Raw genomic sequence first — 25,332 nt, forward strand, 5'->3', positions numbered from 1 at the left:
CGAACCTTGGGCTCGGCACTGGGGCGACTCCTCAGTTCGCCGGACTCGAATTGGGCAATGCAGCGGATACCAGCGTTACGCGCCCGGCTGCGGGACGTTTGCAAGTCGAAGGCGAAGAGGTTCTGACGACCAAGGATCTGTCGTCGACCCTGACGGGTCCACAAAAGACGGCGCTACAGACGAACATCGGCGCTACCACGATTGGCAAGGACTTGTTTGGGGCGGCCACCTTCCTCGACGTTCTGAAGCAGACGGCCTACTGCCCCGTCATCTCCAAGTCAGGGGATTATACCGTCGTGGCCGATGACCGCGGCTATCTCATTCTTGTGGATGCGACGAGCGGCTCCCGGACCATTACGCTGCCGTCCATGGTGGCTGCGGCGTCGATGGAGTTCACGTTCAAGAAAATCGACAGCACGTCGAACACCGTGACAATCGCTGGCGCGAGTAGTACCGATCCGGTTGAAGACACCCTACAGCTTGTTCTCCGGCGGACGCTCGAGTCTGTGACGCTGACGTCTGCCGGGTCGTCGTGGCTGATCAAAAGCGATACGCTCGGTCGTCGTCAGTTCGGAATCGCCAAGGCATACGCTCGGCTCACCTACTCGGGAGGAACGCCAAGTGCTGGTGATAGCGACAACGTTAGCTCGGTGACGGATCAGCAGGTCGGCGAAGCGCGCTTGAACCTTGCAATCGCCTTCGCTGCGAACACCTATGCGACGATTGTTGGCTCCCTGAATACGGGAAACCGATCGAGCGGCGGAAACGTGAGTTCGTCGGTTGCGCAGATCTTCACCGTTGCGGATACGAGCGGTGCGCTGACCGACGGCAACTCTACGGCGGCGCTATTCGGGGCTCAGTAGCTGATGAAGGTCATCGTCTACACGCGTCACGGCGATGCCGGCGTCAGCATCTGCACGCCGACGCCGGAAATCATCGCGGCCATGGCGCACGGATCGTATTTCGGCAAGCGACCACGCGGCTTCCTCGACGAGCAGGTCGAACGGAATATCGCGAACGGTATTCGGTCCGACGTCGCGCGCCGGTTCGTTCATGCGCTCGAGTTCGGCGGCTGTACGACGGCCGAGGCGCTGGAGATCATCCGGGACCGAGACTGCGGGCCACACGGCACCGCAATCGAGCTATGGGACGCAGCAGACGTGCCGGCTGACCGCTGGTTTCGGAACGCCTGGCGCCGTAGCGCGAACGGCGGGCCNATCTCAGTAGACCTGCGGAAGGCGAGGCCGATTCAGCTTGCGCATATCAAGTCGGCGTTGGCGATTGAGACGAAGCGACGCGACAGCGATGACGACCTTTGGAGTGCGCCGCTGGTCGTTGATCTCGCGCCACTGGTTGAGAAAATAAAAGGCGCGCAGGACGCGGATGCCCTGCGCGCGATTTGGCCGTCAGAATTGAGAGTAGCTTAGTTCTTGATGCTCGCGGCCGTCGATGCGACGGCATCAGCGATGAATGCGCCGGCCACCTTGATGAACGGCCAAGCGAGAGCTGCGGCGGCGATCGCCACCAACCAGATGTGAGCTTCCTGCATATCAATGCCCCTACCACGCTTGGTGCCGGGAGGTTGAAATCCAGCGACGTAGGAAGCTGGCCCCCAATATTGCCGCCACGCTGGGAGCGACCCAGCGCTGCTACTAACGGTTATTCTTGGAGCCTCCCGGCATGAGCGGGCTTTCCTACGTCGCCTTCGGTCGTGAGCCCAGATTTCAAGCCAGGCGCACAATCAAAAAGCCTAGCCGTGTAGTTGGTCGGAGTAAAGCGCTGTTCTCGGCCCTCCTAGAGGCTCATCGCGGTTCTCCGGGCTGGGATGACCAGCAGATCAGGCGGCCCGCGACCTCGATATGCGCCGCCCCACCGTCTGGTCGATGATGCACCGCATCCGCAGCGCCATGGAGGGTGACGGCAAGCTGCTAAGTGGGCTTGTCGAGATTGCTGGGAACCGACCGGAAACGAGCGCTTCAAGGGGTGACATTTGAAGTTGCGCGCGGTGCCATTTGAAATTGCGCGCTACATCAAGCATCGCACGTTCAAGTGTGCCTGAAGGCCTGCGCGCACAGACACATGCGCACTGACATATGCGCTTGTCGTCTCGTGAAGACCGGGGCTATGGATTCCGGGCTCGCGAGCTTTGCTCGCGCCCCGGAATGACGGCTGAATACTGGAATGCGCCGCCATTATTTCGGAATTGAGGGTTGGTTGCTTTCATTGCCGTGTATCTCACCCCCGCAGGAACAGCCGATACGCGTCGTTGCCGGTCTCGTCCTCGTATGGATAGCCGAGCGCGGTGAGCCGCTCGAAGAAGCGGGCGCGGTCGGAGTCCGGCACCTGCAGCCCGACCAGCACGCGGCCGTAGTCGGCGCCGTGGTTGCGGTAGTGGAACAGGGTGATGTTCCAGTCGGTGCCGACGCCGTCGAGGAAACGCAGCAGCGCGCCGGGGCGCTCGGGGAATTCGCAACGCAGCACCAATTCGTCGGTGAGCGCGGCGGCGCGGCCGCCGACCATGTAGCGCACATGCAGCTTGGCGGTCTCGTCGGCGCTGAGGTCGATCACGCCATACCCGAGACGCTCCAGTTCGCCGACGATCTCGCGCTTCTCGTGCTTGGCGTCGCGCAGCTGCAGGCCGACGAACACATGCGCCTTGCTGCCTGCCGCATAGCGGTAGTTGAACTCGGTGACGGTGCGGCTGCCGAGGGTGTGGATGAAGCGGCGATAGCTGCCGACCTCTTCCGGGATCGTCACCGCCAGTAGCAATTCGCGCTCCTCGCCGACCTCGGCGCGCTCAGCGACATGGCGCAGGCGGTCGAAGTTCATGTTGGCGCCGCTTGAGATCGCCACCAGCGCGCCGTGCGGGGTTCCGTTTCGCAGCGCGTAGCTCTTCAGCCCGGCGAGCGACAGCGCGCCGGCGGGCTCGGCGAGGATGCGCATGTCCTCGAAGATGTCCTTGATGGCCGCGCACATCGCGTCGGTATCGGCCAGGATCACCTCGTCGAGCAGGTCGCGGCAGAGCGGATAGGTCTGCTCGCCCGCCTGCCGCACGGCGACGCCGTCGGCGAACAGGCCCACGCGGTCAAGCACCACGCGGTTGCCGGCATCGATCGCCGCCTTCATCGAGGCGGCGTCCACCGGCTCGACGCCGATCACCTTGGTCTCAGGTCGCAGGAACTTGACATAGGAGGCGATGCCCGCGGCAAGGCCGCCGCCGCCGATGGGCACGAAGATCGCCTCGATCGGGTTCGGATGCTGGTGCAGGATCTCCACGGCGATGGTGCCTTGGCCGGCGATCACGTCGGCGTCGTCGTAAGGATGCACGAAGGTCAGCCCGCGTGCGGCCTCGAGCGTGCGCGCATGCGCGTAGGCCTCGTCGAAGGTATCGCCGTGCAGCACCACCTCGCCGCCGAAGTGGCGCACCGCATCGACCTTGATCGAGGGCGTCGTCACCGGCATGACCACGATCGCCTGGATGCCGAGCGTTTGCGCGGACAGTGCCACGCCTTGCGCGTGGTTGCCGGCGGAGGCGCAGATCACGCCAGCCGCGCGCGCGGCCTCGGCGAGCTGAGCGATGCGGTTATAGGCGCCACGGATTTTGAACGAGAAGATCGGCTGCAGGTCCTCGCGCTTCAGCAGCACCGGCGCGCCGATGCGCTCGGAAAGGCGCACCATCGGGTCGAGCGGCGTGCGGACGGCGACGTCGTAGACGCGGGCGTTGAGGATGCGGCGAACGGTGTCGGTCATGCGAGGGTCCGTGGTACGGCAGGCGGATCAGCGACGCCCTTATGGCGCGCCGCGCGATGGACAGCCAGCGCCCGCAGCGCGGCCCAGATCAGCCGATACGGCTTCCGGGCGGGCAAGTCCGCGGCGATTTTGACCGGTCACGCGAATGTCAATTTGCCATGGTTGGCCATATATTAACGGGTGTCACACGGGGTGGCGGATTCGCGGCTGTCCGGTGCTGGGATGATCGGGCGGGTGCTGGCCATGCTGCCGGCACGGGGTTGGAACGAGCGTTTGACGTGATTTTCAGAGGATGACCGTGCAGACGACGCTGCTCGGAGTGGCCATCGCCTTTATCCTGGCGCTGCTGGCAGCGCTGATCGGCCCGTATTTCATCGATTGGAACCAGTTCCGGCCGCAGTTCGAGCGCGAGGCGGCGCGGGTGATCGGCATGCCGGTGCGGGTCGATGGCGCGATCGACGCGCGTTTGCTGCCGACGCCGTCGTTGCGGCTGCGCAACGTCGCCATCGGCGCCCGCTTCGACCCGAGCAACGCCAGTGTCGAGAACCTCGACGTCGAATTCAGCCTCGGCGAGCTGTTGCGCGGCGCATGGCGCGCCAACGAGCTGACGCTGAATGGCCTCGTGGTCGAACTCGGGCTCGACCGGCAGGGTCGGCTGGCGCTGCCCGCCGCGGCCTCGGCGGCCGCCGGCGGCTTCAACCTCGGCGCGCTGACCGTGGATCGCTTCAACGTCACTGGCGCTGCGAGCCTCAATGATGCCGCGAGCCACACCTCGCTGCGGCTCGACAACATCGTCTTCACCGGCGAGGTGCGGGCGCTCGCCAGCGCGCTGCGTGGCGAGGGCGCAGTGTCGGTGAGTGGCACGCGCTATCCGTTCCGCCTTGCCACCGGTCGCGCCGCCGATGGCAATGGCCACCGCCTGCGCATCAACCTCGATCCGGCCGCGCGCCGGTTTGCTGCCGATCTCGACGGTGTCGTCGCGGTCGAGGACGGGCGACCGCGTTTTGACGGCGCGCTGACGCTGTCGCGACCGGATTCGGCCAAGGGCGCGGCCGCCGGTCTCGCCGACAGTCCCTGGCGGATCGGTGGCAAGCTGAAGCTCGATCCGGCATCGGCGACGTTCGAGCAGGTCGAGGCGGTGTTCGGCCCCGACGACACCGGGCTGAAGTTCACCGGCGCGGGCGATGCCCACTTCGGCACCGAGCCGCGTTTACGCGGCGATCTCAGCGCGCGGCAGCTCGACGTCGATCGCTTTCTCACGCAAGGCATGCCGCAGACGGCCCAGGGCGGAGCAGCGCCTGCGCCAGTCGAGGCGGTGGCAGGCTTGCGCGCGCTGATCGCGGCCGTGCCGCGCATGCCGATCGCCACTGAACTCGGCGTCGACATCGAGATGCTGAACGTCGGCGCGCGGCCGGTGCAGAACCTCGTGCTGGACCTGAAGGCAGACGCCCAGCAATGGCGGATCGACCGGTTCGACCTGCGCGCGCCAGGCGGGGCGCGCATCGCGCTCGCGGGCCGCCTCGCCGAGCCCGGCGACAGGGCACAATTCGCGGGCAGCCTCAATCTCGAAGCCAGCGATCCGGAAGGCTTCGCGCTATGGCTGCAGGGCCAGGCCGATACCGCATATCGCAGCGCGAAGCCGCTGAAGGCGCGCGGCGAGATCGCGATCGCGCGCGATCGCGTCGGCATCGAGGCGCTGCAGGCTGATCTCGACGGCAAGCCGGTCTCGGGCCGGTTCGCGCTCATCGCCTATGACGGCGGCAGCACCCGCGTCGAGGCGGCGTTAAAGGCCGAGCGGCTCGATTTCGACGCGACGGCGGCTTTCGCCAGAGCAACGGGCAGCGCACTGAAGAACTGGCCGAATGCGGCGCTGCTCGCGCTCGACGTCGCGCAGCTCGATCTCGGCAATCAGACGCTGAAGCCGGTGGCGGCGCAGGTGGTGTTCGATCCGAAGACGGTGAAGCTCGAGCGATTGCGGATCGGTGATGCCGATGGTGTTGCCGTCGACGGCAGCGGCGCGTTCGATCGCAGCGCCGCCACTGGACGGCTGTCGCTCAGTGCGACGGCTGCGAGCCTCGATCCGCTCTCCCGGCTGGTCAGTCCGATCGCGCCGGCGTTGGCCCGCCGCATCGCCGCCATTCCCGCAGGCCCAGGCAACGTATCGCTCGGGCTGACGCTGGAGACAGCCAAGCCGGAGCGCGATCGCGTCGCGCTGAAGAGCGTACTCGACATTCGCACGCCGCAGATCAAGGGCGCGCTGACGGCGGCGCTGTCTCCGCCGGTGGCGAGCTTGCGCGATGCCGACATCGGTGCGCTGAAGACGAACGAGGTGGCGCTCAACGCCAAGCTTGATGCGCAAAGTGGCCCAACGCTGCTGACGCTGCTCGGTCTCGATGGCGTATTGGCCTCAGACGGCGGGCCCGCACAGCTCGATGCGTCCGCCTCCGGCGTCTGGAATGCACCGATCAAGGTGAAGGCGAAGCTCGCCGGCGGTGGCCTTGATGCCGAGATCGACGGCACCGCCGAACCGGCAAAGGCGGAGCGCGCGGCAAACCTGGCCGTGACGATCCGCAACGCCAACGTGGCGCCGCTGGTCGGCATTGCCGATCCCGTAGGCGCACCGCTTGCGGTGACACTGACCGCGCGCGCGGCGCTCGCAGGCGAGAAACTTTCGCTCGACGGGCTCGACGCGACAGTGGGGGGCGCACGCGTGCGCGGCAAACTGAACGTGACCCTTGGCGATACGTTCGGCATCGATGGCGACGTGGGTGCCGATAGTCTCGATCTGTCGCAGGCTTTTGCTGCCGCGCTCGGCGCGGCGGGACGCGGCGGCTCGGATCCGCTCGGGCGCGGGCTCGCGGCCGGTTGGCGCGGTCGCGTCGTGCTCTCGGCGCTGCGCGCTCATCTCTTCGGCGGCGAGATCCGTCCGTTCAATGCCGTGCTGCGCAACGATGGAACGGCGCTGACGCTCGAAGGGGTGAATGGCGGTCTCGGCGGCGGCCAGATCGAAGGCAGCGTGTCCGCGCGCAAGGCTGAGGACGGCGTCAGCCTGACGGCGCGCGTGCGTGGCACCGGCATCGATGGCGCGGCGCTGCATCACCGGGGGCTGGCGATGCCGCAAGCGCGCGTCTCGCTACAGGCCGCGGTGAGCGGGCAGGGCCGCAGTGCGTCCGGGCTGCTCGGCTCGCTCAGCGGCAACGGGGCGGTCACGCTGGCGCAGGCGCGGCTGCCGGGGCTCGATCCGACCGCCTTCGAGGCCGCCACCCGCGCCAGCGATGCCGGCACGGCGCGCGATGACGCCAAGCTCGCCGCAGTGGTCGCGCCGGCGCTTGCGGCGGGAGCGCTTAACGTCGCGTCGGCGGACATCCAGTTTACCGTTCGAGATGGGCAGCTGCGCGTCAGCCCGACGATGCTGACCGGCGAAGGCGCGCGGCTCAACCTCTCCGGCGGTTACGATATCAACGCCGACCAGTTCGATTTGCGCGCGGCGCTGGCATCGACGGCAACCGATCCGGCCGCGGTCGGGCGTCCGGAAATCCTGGTGCTGCTGTTCGGTTCGCCGGACAAGCCGGACCGCACGGTCGATGTCGCGGCGCTGTCGTCGTGGCTGGCCTTGCGCGCGATCGAGCGTGAGACCAAGCGGCTCGAACAGATCGAGCGCACCAATCCGCTCCTGAATCCGCCGAAGCCCGATGAAGCGCCTGCGCCGCCTGCGGCACCCACACCCGCGCCTGCGCCACACGCTGCCGTGCCGCCGGCCGCTGGGCCGTCAGCGCCGGCTCCGCAGACGGTGCCGCTGCCACGTCCGGCTCCGCCGCAGGCTGCATCGTCGCCGCCGCCGCAGGAGCCCGCAACAGGGGTACCGCCGTTGCCGCCGCCGGTGGAGGTGAAGCCTGCGCCGGGTGCGCGCGCGCCGCAGCGGCAGAGCAGCCCGCTGGTGATTACGCCGGCGCCACGGCGTCCGGCCTCGTCTGGGTTTTAAAAGTGACTGACTGTGAGGCGTGGCAAGTGCCGCGCCGAAGCGATGATCCGCTAATGTGTGGCGCATCGTTTTCGAGGCGCGTCCTCGGCTTCGAGTCGCGTATTGCGACGTCCCAATGGCAGGGGGCTGGATCGCAACCGTTGGAAATTCACGCAGCCGGCGTGAACTTGGCCGCGAGCAATTCGGGTAGAGGGAGAGGGATCGACGGGATTCGATCCCTCTCCCCGTTTGTGGCTTCGATGGGGGAGAGGGCCGCTGTCGCGCATGCGCGCGAAGCAAGGATCGAATTTGCGTGATCGAACGACGTGGGTCGGATTGCGGTCCGCCGCGCCTCAATCCGGCGTGACCGACGCGTGCATGCCCTGCCGCTCGCCGATCATCACCGCGCTGATGGCGCGGACCCGGAAGTAATCGAGCACGAACAGCCGCACCGCCGACGACAGGTTGTTGGTCTTACGATGCGCGTCGATGATCTCGATCAAAGCCGAGAGCGTGATGCCGCGGCGGATCGCGATGTCCTTGAGGCCGGTCCAGAACGCGTCCTCGAGGCTGACGCTGGTCTTGTGCTTGCGCACCACCACCGAGCGCTTGACGACGGCGAACTCTTTCGCCGGGACGGGGTGAACGGTGTCGATCGTGTCATGGTCGAGCATAGGCATCTCCCTGCGCGATGGCCATCAATGGCCCAATCGCTTTTGATGCAAGAAGACTACGGAGATGCCGTTTTTCCCGCTATTCGGGTAACACCCTACGCATTAATCGGTATGCCGCGCCGCGGTCGGCGGTGCGCGCGTGTGGTTCGCAAGCACCCGAGCAACTCAAAACGTCCGGGTTTGTCGTATCTGAATGCCGTTCCTGAATATGCCGCGACGAGATGCGAGGTTTTGATGTCGGCACGGAGCGCGATGGTTGGATGAGTCAGCATCGCGCTCTGACTGACTGTTTGAGCATGAATTCGGGGTGAGCCCGAGGATGGTCTCCGAAAATGCTTTACGTCCTTTCGGATCGCGCGTCGGCTTGACGGCTGTTGCGCCTACAGGGTTGCGCCAGCGTCGGGTGCACGCACGCCGCCGCTCATCGCGCGGCTGCGGAAGTATTCGAGCACATAGAGACGGATCGCCGACGACAGATTGCCTTGACGGCGGCCCTTGTCGATTTCGCTGACGAGATCGGACAAGGTCATGTCGCGCGTGGAGGAAATCTCCTTCATGCCGTTCCAGAACGCTTCCTCCAGGCTGACGCTAGTCTTGTGACCGGCAACGACGATCGACCGCTTCACCACAGGAGATTTCATGCTGGATCATCCTCATCGAGACGATGCTGATCGAGCATCGTGTTGAGTTTACGCTCGCGGTCCTGGGTCTGCTGCCGTTCGGCCTTGGTCTGGCCGAAGCGGGCGCGTTGCGCATCGGCGTCCTTCGCCGCCTGCTCGCGCGCCACCCGTTTTCTGAAACGTTTCAGATTGACAATCTCGCCCATCGCCTTCGCCTGATCGCCGCGCAATGTTTCGGGATTAGCAAACAACGGGCTGATGCGCGAAACGCGCCATTGTCGAGCGCTCGATCAATACCCGTCACGAAGTCCGCAGCCCCGAACATTCGCCCGCGTCCCGCCTGACGCACTGGTTAATCAAACCGGCGGTAATTTAATCAGTAACACGAGCTGTCCCGCGTCTGCCAGCGGGCGGACTAAACATTTCGAACAATAACTTGCGAGCGACTTTCCGAAAACCGATAGGCGCCTTCGGGCTACCCCGGACGGGTCATTTTCTCAGGTTTCACCAGCCGGTCGAATTCCGCAGCAGTGACGAACCCAAGCCGAACGGCTTCTTCACGCAGAGTGGTTCCGCGTGCATGCGCGGTCTTGGCGACCTTGGCTGCGTTGTCGTAGCCGATCTTCGGCGCGAGCGCGGTCACCAGCATCAACGAGCGTTGCATCAACTCGTCGATCCGCTTGGCATCGGCCTTGATGCCCACCACGCAATGGTCGGTGAACGACGTTGCGGCGTCCGCAAGCAGGCGGATCGACTGCAGCATGCAGTGCGCCAGCACCGGCTTGTACACGTTCAGCTCGAAATGACCCTGGCTTGCAGCCACCGTCACGGTGGTCTGGTTGCCGAACACCTGGCAGCAGGCCATTGTCAGCGCTTCACACTGAGTAGGATTAACCTTACCTGGCATGATCGAAGAGCCCGGCTCGTTCTCGGGCAGGATCAGTTCGCCGAGCCCGGAGCGTGGGCCGGAGCCGAGCAGGCGGATGTCGTTGGCGATCTTGAACAGGCCCGTTGCCAGCGCATTCAGCGCGCCATGTGCGAAGGCGTAGGCATCATGCGCGGCGAGCGCCTCGAACTTGTTTGGCGCGGAGGTGAACGGCAGTCCGGTGATGGCGGCGACGCGCTTCGCAAACAGCGCAGCAAAACGCGGCGATGCGTTCAGTCCGGTGCCGACCGCGGTGCCGCCTTGCGCCAGCGGCGTCAAGCTCTTGAGCGTCTCCTTGATGCGCGCGATGCCATTCTCAATCTGTGCAGCGTAGCCAGAGAACTCCTGGCCGAGGGTCAGCGGGGTCGCGTCCTGGGTGTGGGTGCGGCCAATCTTGACGATGCCGGCGAAAGCCTTCTGCTTGCGCACCAACTCCTTGTGCAGCCGCGTCAGCGCCGGCAGCAGCCGCTGCACGATCTCCTCGACGGCGGCGATGTGCATCGCGGTCGGGAAGCTGTCGTTCGACGACTGGCTCATATTGACGTGATCGTTGGGGTGCACCGGGCTCTTCGAGCCCATCTTGCCGCCGAGCAATTCGATCGCGCGGTTGGAGATCACCTCGTTCAGGTTCATGTTCGATTGGGTGCCGGACCCGGTCTGCCACACCACCAGCGGGAAGTTGCCGTCGAGCTTGCCGTCGATCACCTCGCGCGCGGCGCGGGCGATCGCGCTGGCGCGGCGGCGGTCGAGCAGGCCGAGCTTGTGGTTGGTCTCGGCGGCGGCGAGCTTGACGATCGCCAGCGCGCGGACGACCGGCTCGGGCATGCGCTCGGTGCCGATACGGAAGTTCTGCCGCGAGCGCTGGGTCTGCGCCCCCCAATAGCGGTCGGCGGGAACCTCGATCGGTCCAAAGGTGTCGGTCTCCACTCGCACCTTGCGAGCGGATGCGGCCTTCGCGCGTGCTGCCATGATGATCGTCCTTCACCCCGTGCGTTCAACCTTGCGGCCGCGCGCAGGCGCAGCCGGCCGCTATCTACGCAATTTCATCGCGGGAGGGGAGCGCCATCCGCCGTACACTGCGGCAGTTTGGATAGCTTCTTGTGGCAAACTATTTTTTGCGGAAGCGGTCGAGCCGCACCACTTCGGCGCCACCCTCGCTGGGTTTGGTCTCGCTCTCGCCAGGCGCGTCGTCCTTGGCGGTTTCCACCGCGGGAGCAGCGGCTGGCGCCGGCACGTCCTCGGCCGGGGCAACGGCTGCGATGTCGGTGGTGTCGAACTGCAGGCCGAACTGCACCGAAGGGTCGAGGAAGCTCTTGATCGCGTTGAACGGCACCACCAGCCGCTCCGGCACGCCGCCGAACGACAGGCCGACCTCGAAGCGATCATCGGTGACGACCAGATCCCAGAACTGATGCTGCAGGATCACCGTCATCTCCTGCGGATACTGCGCCATCAGCCGCGGCGACAGCTTTACGCCGTCGGCCTGGGTCAGGAAGGTGATGTAGAAGTGATGATCGCCGGGTAGGCCCCGCTTGGCCGCGTCCGCCATCACCCGCTTCAGCACGCCGCGCATCGCTTCGCGTGCCAGAACGTCGTAGCGGATATGATCGGTCGAACTCATATCGGGTTCCGTTGCAGGCTGTGGCATCGCCGGATGCTGGCAGGACGGCTGCAGCTGGCGACTCGTGTTGGCCATATCTAGCGCTTTTTTCAGCGCGGTGAATATCGCTTCCCGGCGGCAGCGATGCAAGTTTCCACGTCGGCCACCGCAGCTCACCGCGTGGGCGCCGAATGAAGGAAAGTGGAGGCTTCTGTTGCCAGGTGCCTCCGAACCCCGCCTAACGGAGCTTAACCCGTTAGGACTTTAGAGTGGTCTTTCAAACTGCTTACGCAGCCTGAGCAACCGGAGCATAGTTGTCGTTTGCAACTAGTGCTGTAGCCCGATAACGGCGGAACAATACCGGGAAAAAGCGAGCCCTTTACGCCCTCGTCGATCCTGTTTCGCCCCCGCCGAAGCCCGCCATCGGAACCGGCAGTGGGCTTGGGTGGAGGCGCCGGGTGCTGCCCCCGGGTCCGAATGGTTTATTACGACAGCCATTTATTTCCATAGCCGGCGAACCGGCAGGGTTAATATAGGCGGCTCCGCGGACGGAAAAAAGCCCTGCATTCTGCGGGAATTTCAAGGAATTGGTCGGGTGCCGCAGCCGTGCCTGGCGTTTTGGCGGGTCTTGGTTTCTGCTATCTCCGGGTGAATGGGAACAATCCGCCTCAAACAAAGGCAGCTTAGGGAGTTCAAGCGATGCCAACCCGCCGTCAGGTCGCAGCCGGTCTCGCCGCCGTTCTCACTGCGCGACCGGGGGCGGCTGCGTTCGCAGAGACTTTCCCGACCCGGCCGGTCCGGCTGATCGTGCCCTATGCGGCGGGCGGCGGCACCGATGCGATCGCGCGGGTGGTGGCGCAGGCGATGGGCGAAAAGCTCGGCCAGACGGTGGTGATCGAGAACGTCGCCACGGGCGCCGGCAATGTCGCCACCGCGACGGTGGCGGCAGCCGCCCCCGACGGCTACACCATGCTGATGGCCAACCAAGGCCCGATCGCCGTCAATCCGCACATCATGAAAACGGTCAGTGTCGACACGCTGACGGCATTCGATCCAGTGACGCAGGTGGCGGAAACGCCGCTGGTGGTGATCGTCCACGAAACCTCGCGCTACAAGACTTTCGCCGATCTGGTCGCGGCGCTGAAGCAGAATCCGGACAAGCTCACCTACGGCTCGGCGGGCAACGGCTCGGCCAGCCATCTGGCGACGCTCTTGCTCGGGCACGTGGCGAAGGTCGAGGCGGTGCATGTGCCCTATCGCGGCGCGGGTCCGGCGATCAGCGACGTGCTCGGCGGCCAGACCGATTTCATGATCACCACGCTGCCTTCGGTGCTGGGGCTGGTTGAATCCGGCAAGATGCGGGCGCTGGCGGTGACCACCAAGGAGCGCGCCGCCAATCTGAAGGATGTACCGACCATCGCCGAGAGCGGCTTCCCGGACTACGAGATCAACGCCTGGTACGGCTTCATCGTGCCAGCGGGCACGCCCCGGCCGATCATCGCGCTGCTGCGCGGCGCGGTGGTCGATGCGTTTGCCACGCCAGCGGTGCGCGACCGGCTCGACAAGGATGGCGCGAAGGCGATCGGCAGCACGCCGGAGGCCTTCGGCGCGTTCATCAAGGCCGAGCACGCGCGCTGGAAGACGATTGCAGCCGCCGCGAATATCCAGATCAATTAGGGTGAGAATCCATTAGCGAACCGCTCTTTGCCTCTCCCCGCGCTGGGGAGAGAGTCCGTTATCGCATGGATCGCTTCAGCCCAAGCGATCATGCTCCCGTCTGCGCGTGGGCCTTCGCGGCCCTCGCGCCAAGCTCCAGCAGCAGCAGCGCCGCGACGCAGCAGGCGAGGCTGCCGAGCACGAGCGGCGCTGGGCCGCCGTCGTAAGCATGGCCGATGCTGCCGGCGATCACCGCGGAGATGAAGGTCGTGCTGGCGCCGTAGAGCGACGACGCTGTTCCGGCGATTGCGCCATGCGGCGCCATCGCGATCGCGGTGAAGTTCGCCGAGTTCATCAGCAGCAGCGAGTTGAGCACGAAGAAGGTCGCCATGAAGGCGGCGAACGACAGCGTGCCCCAGAGCACGAGGCCGCCTGCCAGCAGAACGGCGACGGCGCATGCGGCGAGCGAGGCGCGGGCGATCATCATCAGGCCAAAGCGGGCGACGATGCGTGAGTTGTAGAACGCCGCCAGCCCCATCGTCACGGCGATCGCGCTGAAGGCATAGGTGAAGTGGTGGCCGAGCCCGTAATGCTCGCCGATCACCTGCGGCGAGGAGACGAGAAACGCCAGCAGGCAGCCCTGACAGATGCCGGCAGCGAGCGTCGTGATCGCGCTTTGCGGGTTGGTGAAGAAGGTGCGGCAGCTGTCGACGAGCTGATTTGCGGAGAGCGGGCGCCGTTGTTCGGCCGGTTGCGTCTCGGGCAATCGCGCCCAGCCCCAGATCAAGACCACGAGGCCGTGCACGAACAACACGGCAAACAGCACCTGCCAGTTGCTCGCGCTCAGGATGATCTGCCCGATGGTCGGCGCGACGACCGGAGCGATGAACAGCACCATCATCACCAGCGACATGATGCGCGCCATCTGCGGTCCGATATAGCAATCGCGCACGGTCGAGACGCTGATGATGCGCGGCGTGGCGGAGCAGAGGCCCTGTGCGAGGCGGGCGACGAGCAGCAGCTCGAAACTCGGCGCGACGATGCAGGCGAGGGTGGCGACCGCGTAGCCTGCAAGCCCGATCGACAGCATGGCGCGCCGGCCGTAGCGGTCCGCGAGCGGCCCGATCAGGAGCTGGCCGGCGGAGAAGCCGACCATGAAGATGGTCAGCACCATCTGCTGCCGGTTCGGATCGCTCATGGCGAACACCTGAGCGATCTGCGGGAGCGCCGCCAGCATGATCGAGATCGCGAGCGAGTTGATCGCCATCGCCGCCGACGAGAAGACGACGAATTCCGTCAGTCCCATCGGCTGATGCCGACTGGACGCCTCCTGAGCAACCGCCGACATCCGCGCCTCCCGGTGATCGTTTCGTCCAGCGTCATGAAAGGTGACGGACGTGTCAAGTTTTGATCCGCAGATGCCCGATGTGACGAGGTAAGGAGAGGACAGGCGGGGGCGCTGTCGCCTCATCTAATGCCTCGCAAGCGGCAGGTACCTTCTCCTCCGAACGATGCTGAGCGTGCGGCACACTCGACGGCGGGAGCAGCAGAACGCAGAAGCCCAGAGCGCCAAAATCCTGCAATGGCTCCTGCCAGCAGTCTTATGTCCTGAGCCGCGACTGCGACCAGGCCGCTGGGATCGCGGATGCCGAGGACACGCGTTGGTTGATTCGCGTAACGAATTTGACTCAAATCTATGACGCAGTTGGCATAGGCGGTTGACGCTCTTGAAGGGCTAAAATCGGGTTCGGACCTTGCGTTAAGACGTTGTGAAACGTAACACGCTAGGGTTGCGTATCGTCTCTCGATCCCCCGCCGCGTTCCTCATAGATCGGCCCGATCATGCCCCGACGCCCGCCTCCCGCCGCATCGTCAGATCCGCTTGCGCCAAAGCCCGCGCGGCGAAGGACCCCGGTAGCCAAACGCTCGACACCTGCCGATGTTGCGATGCCAATCGAAAGCATTGCGGACAGCGCCGCTTGCATGCCCGCTGATGTTACCGCCGCTATGGCGCCCGCGCCGAAGCCTACGCGGCGTCCGCGCAAACGCGTCCTGACGCCGAGGGTGCCCAAGACCAGCCTGGCGTCGTCCCGACCTGTGTCCACCAAACCTGTATCCGCTGAGCCTGCATTCCCCCAGCCTGCATTCGCCAAGTCTGCATTTCCCGAGTCTGCATTTCCGGAGTCTGCATTCCCCGAGTCTGCGGCGTCCGCGTCTACCTCGGCCGAGCCGGCCTCGATCGAGCCCGTATCGCCCGCGCCTCCGTTGCCCGAGCCGGTGTCGTTTCAGCCGTCCCTGTCCGGGCCGATCCTGCCTGAGCCAGCGCCGGAGGTGACGCCGCAGGCGCCGATCCAGCGAACGGCCGAAAGTTTGCCGCCGGCCGAGCTGTTGCGGGTCGAGCTGCCGTCAATGGCGACCGCCTCGGCAGCGCCGGAGCCTGCTGTCGTTTCTCCGCCTGCGACGATCAACCTGCCGCCGCTCCGGACCGAATTTGCCGACATGCTCGCGGATTTGCGCACGACCGCGCTGCGGCTTTGGCAGTGGGTGCGGACGGTGGCGGCGCCGGTCGCCGTCGCGGTCATGGCCATGGCCGCGCTTGTTGCGATGCTGGCGGTGCTTGCACTGCTGCGGGCGGTCGGCCAGGTGCCGCATGGATTTGAGACGCACATCCGCCCGGTGCTGCAAAGCGTTGCGGCATGGGTCGGGGGCGGCTTCGCGCGTGGTTTCGTCGTGCTGCGGGCAGGCGTGGCCACGGCGAATGCGGCCGTGTCGATGGTGGCTGCTCCGCTGGTCAAGCCGATATTCGTCGCAGGGCGCATCGCCGCGGTGGTCCTGCCTGCCGCCGCGCTGTGCGCTGCCGTGGGCCTGACGCCGGTCAGCTTCGGCGTGCGGACCACGGAAGAGAGCGTCACGATTCCCGTTGCGCGTGCGGTAGCACCTGCGCCCGCGTCAGCGCCGCTCGGTATCGTGGCGGCGTCGGCTATGGTTCCGAGCAACGTGAAGATGGTGACCCCGCCGCCGATGGCTGCGGTCTGCGAGGAGCAGACCTGGCCCTATGTCACCGAGCGTTGCCTCGCCACCCGCAACGGCCTCATCGACCTGCCGGTGGACCCGGAGATCAGCGCGATGAACGCCACGCGCAACGCCATGGCAAGCACCGCGATGACAAGCGACGACGCGAGCGCCAAGCCGGTCGCCTCCGTCAAACCCAAGGTGAAGCGCAAGGTGCGGGAGCGCCGCCGTCGCCGCTAGCGGTAGGGATGCCGGTCGTGCCGCAGCTGCTTTGGGCGAAGGCCGCATGCAGAAGCGCCTTCGACGATTTATGCCGCGCAGTCTTTTGATTCCGGCATGCGCAGACCGTTGCCGCAGCGGGCTGCGCATGATGGAATCAAAGCACGACGGCGGCTTCGGCAAGCAGGGGTAATCGCATGATGGCGCGGATGCCTGCATCGCGGCGGCGGCCTATCGCCCATCACATCGTGCCGTATCTGTTCATCGCGGCCGTGATCCTGCTCTGCATTGCCGGCTTCGCGTTCCACAACTGGCTCAATCCCACGCCACCGGCGACGATCGCCGGCAAGGCGTGGGTGATCGACGGCGATACGGTGAGCATCACCAATACGCACATCCGCCTCGAGGGGATCGACGCGCCGGAGTCCGATCAGACCTGCCTCGATGCCGCGGGCAAGAACTGGCCCTGCGGGCAGAACGCCACGCGCGCCCTGCGGCGGCTGATTGCGGGCCGCGAACTGAGCTGCGCGGAACGGTCGAAAGACCGCTATGGTCGGCTGCTCGCCGTCTGCCGCCTGCCGGACGGCGTGGAGATCAATGCCTGGATGGTGCGCGAGGGCTGGGCGCTCGCCTCCGGCTTCGTCAAATTGTACGAGGCGGAGGAGACGGAAGCGACGGCCGCCAAGCGCGGCATCTGGGCCGGGACGTTCACAAAGCCCTGGCATTGGCGCGATCAGCACCCGCGCCAATGGGGCGGCAAGAAGACGGATGACTAAATGGTCCGGTTAGCCCGGAGCATTGTCAGACCTGAGACCGCCGAAACGAAAATGGAGCGCGATGACGTGTCGGCCATCGCGCTCCATGTTCGTTCGGTGTTGCGTGTTACATCAGTTCGCTGCGGCTTTCGGCGGCGCCGGCACGTCCGCATGCACGGTGATGCCGCGCAGAGTGTTGAACGCGGCGGCGAGCGCCTTGTCGTCCTTCTCGTCCGGCGGCACGTAGGACTGCGAGCCCATCTGCTCGGTGCCGTCCGCCGACAGCAGGTGTCCGCGCATCGAGGCTTCGCCCTTGATCTCGGCGGTGTTCTTCAGTGCGTCCGGCACGTCCTGCAGGATCTCGATATCCGGCACGATGCCCTTGGCCTGGATCGAGACGCCGGACGGCGTGTAGTAGCGCGCAGTGGTCAGCGCCAGCGCACCCTTGTCATGGCCGAGCGGGATGATCGTCTGCACCGAGCCCTTACCGAACGAGCGGGTGCCGATCAGCGTCGCGCGCTTGTGGTCGTGCAGCGCGCCGGCGACGATCTCCGCCGCTGACGCCGAGCCGCCGTTGATCAGGACGACGAGCTTCTTGCCCTTGGTGAGATCGCCGCCGCGGGCGACGAAGCGCTGCGTCTCCTCGGGCTGGCGGCCGCGGGTCGAGACCACCTCGCCGCGGGCGAGGAAGGCGCTCGTCACCGACACCGCCTGATCGAGCAGGCCGCCCGGATTGTTGCGCAGGTCGAGCACGTAGCCCGCGAGCTTATCGGCCGGGATCTGCTTGTTGATATCGGCGATCGCCTTGCGCAGTTCGTCGGTGGTCTGCTCGGTGAACGACGTGACGCGGATGTAGCCGATGTCGCCGGTGTTGGTGTTGTAGCGCACGGCCTTGACGTGAATGATCTCGCGCTTGAGGGTGAAGTCGATCGGCTTGTCCGCCCCCTTGCGCACGACCTTCAGCTTGATCTCGGTGCCGTCGGCGCCGCGCATCTTGCTGACCGCCTGTTCCAGCGTCAGGCCCTGCACCTGCTCGTCGTCGATCATCACGATTATATCGCCGGAGAGCATGCCGGCGCGCTGGGCGGGGGTGTCGTCCATCGGCGTCACCACCTTGAGCACGCCGTCCTCCATCGTCACCTCGATGCCCAGGCCGCCGAACTCGCCGCGCGTGGTCACCTGCATGTCGCGCCAGGCCTTGTCGTTCATGTAGCGCGAATGCGGATCGAGCGAGGTGATCATGCCGTTGATCGCCCCCTCGATCATCGTGGTCTCATTGGGCTTCTCCACATAGTCGGCCTTCACGCGTTCGAACACGTCACCGAACAGATCGAGCTGCGCGTAGGTGTCCGGGGTGACGGCGGCGCGGGCAGCGGCAACCAGCGCACTGCCGGGTTGCGAGACGAGGAGGGTGAGACACGTTCCTGCTGCTGCACCAAGGAGGAAGATGGAATTCTTGCGCATGGATGGCCTTTGCTGAGGAGGTAGCCTTGCTGATCGCTGACAATCGCTATCGGATAGGGCGTGGAACTCGGCCGACGCGGACGCGGGCGTCCGGACGCGATGTTGGAAACCGAAATGCGGCGAAGTCGGGACCACGCGGGCCGTCCCGCCGATATCGCTCGAAAAGATGCATGAAACTAGCACCCCATCAGCGGACGGCGAATGATAAGGCCGTGAAGAAGGTTACAGGCCGGCAACCTTGACGGTAGGCATCCTTTGGGCACCGCGATGGCCCCCCGCAAACCCGGACGACGGCCGATCGGGTCGCACGCACATCTGGCGGAGCAACGCTCCGCCAGATAACAATCGGGCACAGGACCGCCCATTGTGACGTGCGGCCGGTTACGACGTCAGGTCGAACGGCACCGAGGTCGCGTTGCGGTTTTCCGGCATGGCGATGTGCTCTTCGCGCAGCTTGAGCCGGTGAGTGAACTCCGGTGGGAAGAGTTCGAGATAGTTCGGCACGCCGAGCGCCTTGGCCGCATGCGCCGGCCAGTCTGACGAGTACATCAGCTCGCGCGCCATCGCGATCAGGTCGATGTCGCCCTGCTGCAGCAGCGCCTCGGCCTGCTGTGGCTCGGTGATCAGCCCAGGCGCCATGGTCAGCATGCCGGTCGCCTCCTTCACCGCCTTGGCGTAGGGGACGTGGTGGCCCGGAATGCGCGGCACCGCGCGCAAGGAGGAGTCGCCGGTCAGGCCGCCGGACGAGCAGTCGATCACATCGACACCGAGCGCCTTCAGCTCCTTTGCCAGCGCGACCGTGTCGTGCAGCGTCCACAGACCGCCCTTGCCGTCGACCGAGGAGACGCGGAAGAACAGCGGCTTGTCATCCGGCCACACGGCGCGCACCGCTTCAGTAATTTCCAGCGCGAAGCGCATGCGGCCCTTCAGGTCGCCACCATAGGCGTCGTTGCGGCGGTTGATCACCGGCGAGAGGAATTGCTGGATCAGATAGCCGTGTGCACCGTGAATCTCGAGGATCTCGAAGCCGGCCTCGAGCGTACGCACGGTGGCGTCGGCGAACGCCTGCACCACGTCGTTGATGTCGTTCTGCGTCATCGCCCGCGGCAGCGGCTTGCCGGCGATCGGCGTCACGGCGCTCGCGGAAATCGACTGCCACGCCTCGCCGCCGTCAGCCTTATTGGCATCGGTCAAGGCTTCGCGGTTGAACAGCGGCCCGCGTTCGGAGGCGCGGGCACCGGAATGGCCGAGCTGCATTGCCGGCACGCCGCCGAACTCCTTCACGAAGTCGGCGATGCGGCGATACTCCGCGACCTGGTCGTCGCGATAGAGGCCGGCGCATTTGTGGGTCTTGCGGCCACGATCCTCCACTGCCGTCTCCTCGTAGAAGACGATGCCGGCGCCGCCGATCGCGTAACGGCCCATATGCACGATGTGCCAATCGGTCGGCGAGCCGTGCAGCGACTGGTACTGGCACATCGGCGAAACGACGATGCGGTTGCGCGCGGTGACGCTCTTCAAGGTGAAAGGCTGAAACAGTTTCGGCAGGGCCATGGTCGTTCCGTCGATGGCGGCGCTCCACGCAGGATGCCGCGGATGTTGTGTCGCGAGGCGGTCCCGCTTGCGCGCGGTCGCATCGCGGCCGGCTGCTCCGTCCGGCCAAGGCCAGTTATACAGAAAAAGAGTTGGCGCAAGCAGCCACTCATTCTAAACCTGCGGCGCAACGCTTTGTGCCGTTCCCTGCATTCTGCGCGCCGGAACGTTCCGGACGCAGCCGCTGCGTCGCCGGTTACGGGGCCGTGAACCGGCGATGGCAAGACGCGCGCTGCGGCCATGACAAGGCCAGTGACGCGGTCCGGAACAGGGCGGGGAAACAGTGAGGGATGATCGCTTGAATTCGACCGCCGAAACGGTGCAAGCCGCAGATCCTCCCGGCCTGTTCGATCTGTTCGTCGCCTTCGCCAAGATGTCGCTGATGGGATTCGGCGGCGTGCTGGTGTGGGCGCGACGGGCCATCGTCGAGCAGCACAAGTGGATGACGGCGGAGGAGTTCAACGAAACCTTCGCGCTGTGTCACTTTCTGCCGGGCCCCAACATCGTCAACCTGTCGGTGGTGTTCGGCGCGCGCTTCCGCGGCATTCCCGGCGCGATCGCAGCCTTTCTCGGCCTGACGCTCCCGCCGGTCTGCATCGTGCTGGTGCTGGCGCTGGTGTATGCACGCTACGGCGAGATCGATGCGCTGCGCCGCACCCTCGCCGGCGTCGTCTGCGCCACGGTCGGATTGTTCTTCGCCACCGTCGTCAAGATGATGCAGCCGATCGTCAAGGCGCGCTCGGCGGTGCCGCTCGTCATGATCGCGCTGGTGTTTATCGCCATCGGCATTCTGCGCTGGCCGATCCAGCCCGTGCTGCTGGTGGCGATCCCGGCGAGCCTGTTGATCGTCTACCTGATGCGAAAGCGGGTGCCGTCATGAACGACAATCCGATCAGCAACCTCGTCACGCTGGCCACCACGTTCGGGCTGATGTCGCTGTTTGCGATCGGCGGCGCGCTGTCGGCGATCCCCGAGATGCATCGCATCGCCGTCGATGTGAACCACTGGATGAGCGACCGGCAGTTCGCCGACATGGTGGCGATCGCGCAGTTGTCGCCGGGGCCAAACGTGTTGGTGGTGACGCTGATCGGTTTCCATGTCGCCGGCGTGCTGGGCGGGCTGGTGGCCACGGTGGCGATGTGCGGGCCGACCGCGGTCGTTGCCTATCTTGTCAGCACGACGATGGAGCGCTCGCGCGAGGCGCAATGGCCGTCGCTGCTGCAGGCGGCGCTGGTTCCGATCTCGATCGGATTGATGGCCGCGAGCGCGATGATCCTTGGTCTGTCGGCAGGGCAGTCGTGGATCGCCGCGGTGCTTGCGCTGGCCTCTGCGATCGTGACGCTGACGACGCGGCTGAACCCGCTGCTGATGCTGCTCATCGGCGGGATTCTCGGTTTTGCGGGCGTGCTTTAGCGGCGTGTAAGGTTCCTGTAAGGGCATGGTGCAGGGCAGCGTTTCGTGCCGCGCGATGGCATGACGCGCATGGCGCACCGCGATCGGCCTGAATCCGCGCGCGCTTTAGCGCGTTGTTTTCAGTATGATCTTTTCGCAAGACCGCGTGATGGACGGTCTATTCGGACAACCGCTGCACACTTTTCCGGCTCGTGCTTTAGGCAAATCGTTTGGTTGTAAAATCTCCAGTTCGGTCTTTGCAGCGGCGCCCGCATACGCTAGGCCACGGCGGAGCCGGACCGCCCAGCACGCGCTGGGCCGGCGCGGTTATGGGCTGGCGTCATCCAATGGAAGTGGGTAGGAATGCCGCCAAGCCGTCCTGAAGAACGGTCGCTAGAGAGTCTGAAGGCGGAGGGGAGTTCGTTACATGAGTGACAGTGGCGCGCGCGCCGGCGATGGCGCGCGAAAAGGCTTTATTAAAGGACCACAGGATTTTTGGGGCGGCGTTGCGCTTGCGGCGCTGGCGCTGTTTGCGTTCTGGGCTTCATCGGATCTGCCGGGCATGCGCGGCTTCTCGTTCGGTCCGGGCACTGCGCCGCGGCTGTTCGCGGGCCTGCTGCTGCTGCTCGGCATTGCGATCGCGTTCACCGGGCTGATGACCGATGGCGCCGGCCTGCAGCGCTATCACTTTCGCGGGCCGTTCTTCGTCACGATCGCGGTGCTGCTGTTCGCCTTCACGATCCGTCCGCTCGGTCTCGTGCTGACGACGTTCGCGTGCTTCATGATCGCCGCGATGGGATCGCCGGAGCAGCGCTGGGTGCAGACCACGATCGTCGGCATCGCGATCACCGCGTTCTGCTGTGTGCTGTTTCCCTACATTCTGGGACTGCCGTTCCAGTTCTGGCCCATGTTCCTGATCCGGTGAGCGCGTCATGAGCGAAATCGTCAATCATCTCGCGCTCGGCTTCGGCGTCGCGGTTTCTCCGACCAACCTGTTGCTCTGCCTGATCGGCGCGCTCGTCGGCACGCTCGTCGGCGTGCTGCCCGGCATCGGCACCATCGCCACCGTGGCGATGCTGTTGCCGATCACCTTCGGCCTGCCGCCGGTTGGCGCGCTGATCATGCTCGCCGGCATCTATTACGGCGCGCAGTATGGCGGTTCGACCACCTCGATCCTGGTCAACATTCCAGGCGAGGCGGGCTCCGTCGTCACTACCCTCGACGGCCATCAGATGGCAAAGCAGGGCCGCGCCGGCCCGGCGCTGGCGATCGCCGCGATCGGCTCGTTCTTCGCCGGCTGCGTCGCCACCGTGCTGATCGCGCTGCTCGGCGCGCCGCTGACCAAGCTCGCCTTGCAGTTCGGCCCGGCCGAATACTTCTCGCTGATGACGCTCGGCCTCGTGTTCGCCGTCGTGCTGGCCAAGGGCTCGGTGCTGAAGGCGATCGCCATGATCGTGTTCGGCCTGCTGCTGTCGATGGTCGGCTCCGATCTCGAAACCGGCGCCTCGCGCATGGCGTTCAACATCCCCGAACTGGCCGACGGCCTCGGCTTTGCCACCGTGGCGATGGGCATCTTCGGCTTCGCCGAAATCATCCGCAACCTCGATGCGGGTGCCGAACAGGGGCGCGAACTGGTGCAGAAGAAGGTCACCGGCCTGATGCCGACCAAGGCCGACCTGATAGCCTCGACGCCGGCGATCCTTCGCGGCACGGTGCTCGGCTCGATCCTCGGCATCCTGCCGGGCGGCGGCGCGGTGATCGCCTCGTTCGCCGCCTACACCTTCGAGAAGAAGATCTCGAAGGACCCGTCGCAGTTCGGCAAGGGCGCCATCGCCGGTGTCGCCGCGCCCGAAAGCGCGAACAACGCCGCGGCGCAGACCTCGTTCATCCCGTTGCTCACCCTCGGCATCCCGCCGAACGCGGTGATGGCGCTGATGGTGGGTGCGATGACCATCCATGGCATCGTGCCCGGGCCGCAGGTGATGCAGAAGCAGCCGGACCTCGTCTGGGGTATGATCGCCTCGATGTGGATCGGCAACCTGATGCTGCTGATCATCAACCTGCCGATGGTCGGCATCTGGGTGCGGCTGTTGCGCGTGCCTTACCACCTGCTGTTCCCCTGCATCGTGGTGTTCTGCTCGATCGGCATCTACTCGGTGAACAACGCCCCGGCGGACGTGATCATGACCGGCGCGTTCGGCCTCGTCGGCTACTGGCTGATCAAGCATGACTTTGAGCCGGCGCCGTTGCTGCTCGGCATGGTGCTCGGTCCGCTGATGGAGGAGAACCTCCGCCGCGCCATGCTGATCTCGCGCGGCGACTGGATGGTGTTCGTGCAGCGCCCGCTGTCGGCGGTGCTGCTGGCGATCGCCGCGGCCCTTCTGGTGCTGACGCTGCTGCCAATGTTGAAGAGAAAGCGCGAGGAAGTGTTCGTCGAAAGCGAGAACTGAGCCCGCTGACAAAATTGCCGCACCCGCCTTCGCCTATAGTCGTATAGGCTGACGCGGGGCGGCCCTGTTGAGTGGATCGCAAAGAGCCGCGCGTGCGAGGCCTTGCTCTCGCGCCGCGGTTCGTCGGGTCTTGGCCCGCCAACATCCTGGAAACGTCCAAAAGAGGTTCGTAATGAAGACATTCGATCGCCGGATCGCCGTCGCAGCGCTTGGCGCCTTCGCCATGCTGGGAACGGCGTCCGTGCCCGCGCAGGCGCAGGATTATCCGAACCGCGCCATCACCATGATCGTGCCGTTCGCGGCCGGTGGCCCGACCGACGTGGTTGCCCGCCTGGTCGGCGAGAACATGGCCAAGACGCTCGGCCAGCCGATCATCATCGAGAACGTCGTCGGCGCCGGCGGCACCACCGGTTCGATCCGCGCCGCACGCGCCGCCAACGACGGCTACACCGTGATCATGGGCCACATGGGCACCCATGCGGCCTCGGTCTCGACCTATCCGAAGCTCGCCTACGATCCGCGCACCGATTTCGAGCCGATCGCGCTGATCAACGGCGCGGCGATTGTCATCCTCGGCCGCAAGGACTTCCCGCCGAAGGATCTGAAGGAGTTCGTCGCTTACGTGAAGGCGAACGAGACCAAGCTGAACCAAGCGCATGCGGGCGTGGGCTCGGTGTCCTACACCACCTGCGAGATGCTGAACGGCGTGCTCGGCGTGAAGCCGGTCGGCGTGCCGTTCCAGGGCACGGGTCCTGCGATGAACGCGCTGGTGGCGGGGCAGGTGGATTATCTCTGCGACCAGATCACCAACGTCGTGCCGCAGGTGCAGGGCGGGACCATCAAGGCCTATGCGGTGGCGACGCCGGAGCGCAATCCGTCGCTGCCGGACACGCCGACCACCACCGAGGGCGGCCTGCCGGCCTATCAGGCTTCGGCCTGGAACGCGCTGTTCGCCCCGAAGGGCACCGATCCTGCGATCGTCGCCAAGCTCAACGCCGCCGCCGCCAAGGCGCTCGACGACGAGAAGGTGATCGCCCGGATGAAGGAACTCGGCAACGACATCCCGAAGCCGGCCGAGCGGACGCCTGCGGCGCTGGGCAAGCTCGTGAAGGACGAGGTCGACAAGTGGGCCAAGTACCTCAAGCCCGTGGGCTGAGGGGCGGAGCGGCCCCGGCCCGGCTGGATTTGGGTTGAAATCCAACGTTGATAACGGGGGCAGCGCCAGGCGCTGCCCTTGTCGTTTGTGGGGTGGGCGGTCATT

General features: G+C 65.7%; 20 protein-coding genes and 1 other RNA gene. 10 read left to right on the forward strand and 11 right to left on the reverse strand.

Features of this window, described 5'->3' with window-relative positions; genetic code table 11:
- A partial coding sequence (locus tag X566_RS24920) for a hypothetical protein (protein ID WP_034462751.1) occupies positions 1-863 on the forward strand: 863 nt, incomplete at its 5' end.
- Between the two features lie 560 nt (positions 864-1,423).
- Here X566_RS24920 and X566_RS25405 read toward each other — a convergent pair.
- Positions 1,424-1,549, reverse strand: a complete 126-nt coding sequence (locus X566_RS25405; RefSeq protein WP_275451008.1) for a hypothetical protein — start codon at positions 1,547-1,549, stop codon at positions 1,424-1,426.
- A 686-nt stretch (positions 1,550-2,235) separates the two neighbouring features.
- Positions 2,236-3,750, reverse strand: a complete 1,515-nt coding sequence (gene ilvA, locus X566_RS00730) for a threonine ammonia-lyase, biosynthetic (RefSeq protein WP_034462753.1) — start codon at positions 3,748-3,750, stop codon at positions 2,236-2,238.
- Positions 3,751-4,042: 292 nt separating this feature from the next.
- On the opposite strand from ilvA, the gene X566_RS00735 reads away from it, so the two are divergent.
- Positions 4,043-7,732, forward strand: coding sequence for an AsmA family protein (locus X566_RS00735; RefSeq protein ID WP_051443759.1), 3,690 nt, complete (start codon positions 4,043-4,045; stop codon positions 7,730-7,732).
- A 332-nt stretch (positions 7,733-8,064) separates the two neighbouring features.
- On the opposite strand, the gene X566_RS00745 is transcribed toward X566_RS00735, so the two are convergent.
- From X566_RS00745 to ssrA, 6 genes are all read right to left on the reverse strand, one after another.
- Entirely contained in the window at positions 8,065-8,385 is a 321-nt protein-coding gene (locus tag X566_RS00745) for a ribbon-helix-helix domain-containing protein (RefSeq protein ID WP_051443760.1), read from the reverse strand.
- Between the two features lie 380 nt (positions 8,386-8,765).
- A complete protein-coding gene (locus X566_RS00750) occupies positions 8,766-9,026 on the reverse strand; it encodes a ribbon-helix-helix domain-containing protein (protein WP_034462755.1) in 261 nt (86 codons plus the stop codon).
- A complete protein-coding gene (locus tag X566_RS00755; protein WP_034462866.1) occupies positions 9,023-9,211 on the reverse strand; it encodes a DUF4169 family protein in 189 nt (62 codons plus the stop codon). Before X566_RS00755 ends, X566_RS00750 begins: the two co-directional genes overlap by 4 nt.
- A 269-nt stretch (positions 9,212-9,480) precedes the next feature.
- Positions 9,481-10,899 carry a class II fumarate hydratase gene (gene fumC, locus X566_RS00760; RefSeq protein WP_034462756.1) on the reverse strand — a complete coding sequence of 473 codons (1,419 nt, stop codon included), beginning with the start codon at positions 10,897-10,899 and terminating at the stop codon, positions 9,481-9,483.
- Between the two features lie 139 nt (positions 10,900-11,038).
- Positions 11,039-11,551, reverse strand: coding sequence for an SspB family protein (locus X566_RS00765; RefSeq protein WP_034462867.1), 513 nt, complete (start codon positions 11,549-11,551; stop codon positions 11,039-11,041).
- Between the two features lie 179 nt (positions 11,552-11,730).
- Positions 11,731-12,092: a transfer-messenger RNA gene (ssrA, locus tag X566_RS24220) on the reverse strand.
- Positions 12,093-12,229: 137 nt separating this feature from the next.
- Between ssrA and X566_RS00770 the strand changes: the two genes are divergently transcribed.
- Entirely contained in the window at positions 12,230-13,207 is a 978-nt protein-coding gene (locus X566_RS00770; protein ID WP_034462757.1) for a tripartite tricarboxylate transporter substrate binding protein, read from the forward strand.
- An 88-nt stretch (positions 13,208-13,295) separates the two neighbouring features.
- On the opposite strand, the gene X566_RS00775 is transcribed toward X566_RS00770, so the two are convergent.
- On the reverse strand, positions 13,296-14,534 hold the full coding sequence (locus tag X566_RS00775; protein ID WP_034462758.1) for a multidrug effflux MFS transporter: 1,239 nt from the start codon (positions 14,532-14,534) through the stop codon (positions 13,296-13,298).
- 929 nt (positions 14,535-15,463) lie between these two features.
- Here X566_RS00775 and X566_RS00785 point away from each other — a divergent pair.
- Together X566_RS00785 and X566_RS00790 are read left to right on the forward strand one after the other, a co-directional pair.
- Positions 15,464-16,438: a hypothetical protein gene (locus X566_RS00785; protein WP_152539758.1), complete on the forward strand. Its 975-nt coding sequence runs from the start codon at positions 15,464-15,466 to the stop codon at positions 16,436-16,438.
- A 188-nt stretch (positions 16,439-16,626) separates the two neighbouring features.
- Complete coding sequence (locus X566_RS00790) at positions 16,627-17,193, forward strand: thermonuclease family protein (RefSeq protein WP_081740007.1); 567 nt, start codon at positions 16,627-16,629, stop codon at positions 17,191-17,193.
- Positions 17,194-17,304: 111 nt separating this feature from the next.
- Here X566_RS00790 and X566_RS00795 read toward each other — a convergent pair whose 3' ends face one another.
- Positions 17,305-18,636 carry a S41 family peptidase gene (locus X566_RS00795; protein WP_034462761.1) on the reverse strand — a complete coding sequence of 444 codons (1,332 nt, stop codon included), beginning with the start codon at positions 18,634-18,636 and terminating at the stop codon, positions 17,305-17,307.
- Positions 18,637-19,017: 381 nt separating this feature from the next.
- Positions 19,018-20,190, reverse strand: coding sequence for an NADH:flavin oxidoreductase/NADH oxidase (locus X566_RS00800; RefSeq protein WP_051443761.1), 1,173 nt, complete (start codon positions 20,188-20,190; stop codon positions 19,018-19,020).
- A 337-nt stretch (positions 20,191-20,527) separates the two neighbouring features.
- On the opposite strand from X566_RS00800, the gene X566_RS00805 reads away from it, so the two are divergent.
- The 5 genes from X566_RS00805 (at position 20,528) to X566_RS00825 (ending at position 25,227) form a co-directional block, all read left to right on the forward strand.
- A complete protein-coding gene (locus X566_RS00805; protein WP_275451009.1) occupies positions 20,528-21,109 on the forward strand; it encodes a chromate transporter in 582 nt (193 codons plus the stop codon).
- Complete coding sequence (locus X566_RS00810; protein WP_034462762.1) at positions 21,106-21,642, forward strand: chromate transporter; 537 nt, start codon at positions 21,106-21,108, stop codon at positions 21,640-21,642. Before X566_RS00805 ends, X566_RS00810 begins: the two co-directional genes overlap by 4 nt.
- Before the next feature lie 406 nt (positions 21,643-22,048).
- The gene (locus tag X566_RS00815) at positions 22,049-22,546 is read left to right on the forward strand and encodes a tripartite tricarboxylate transporter TctB family protein (RefSeq protein WP_034462763.1); all 498 of its coding nucleotides are present in this window, start codon (positions 22,049-22,051) and stop codon (positions 22,544-22,546) included.
- 7 nt (positions 22,547-22,553) lie between these two features.
- Positions 22,554-24,071 (forward strand): tripartite tricarboxylate transporter permease, encoded by a 1,518-nt coding sequence (locus X566_RS00820; RefSeq protein WP_034462764.1) that lies wholly within the window; start codon positions 22,554-22,556, stop codon positions 24,069-24,071.
- Between the two features lie 172 nt (positions 24,072-24,243).
- The gene (locus X566_RS00825) at positions 24,244-25,227 is read left to right on the forward strand and encodes a tripartite tricarboxylate transporter substrate-binding protein (RefSeq protein ID WP_034462765.1); all 984 of its coding nucleotides are present in this window, start codon (positions 24,244-24,246) and stop codon (positions 25,225-25,227) included.
- Positions 25,228-25,332 lie beyond the last annotated feature (105 nt).

Source organism: Afipia sp. P52-10 (genome assembly GCF_000516555.1).
Lineage (GTDB): Bacteria > Pseudomonadota > Alphaproteobacteria > Rhizobiales > Xanthobacteraceae > P52-10.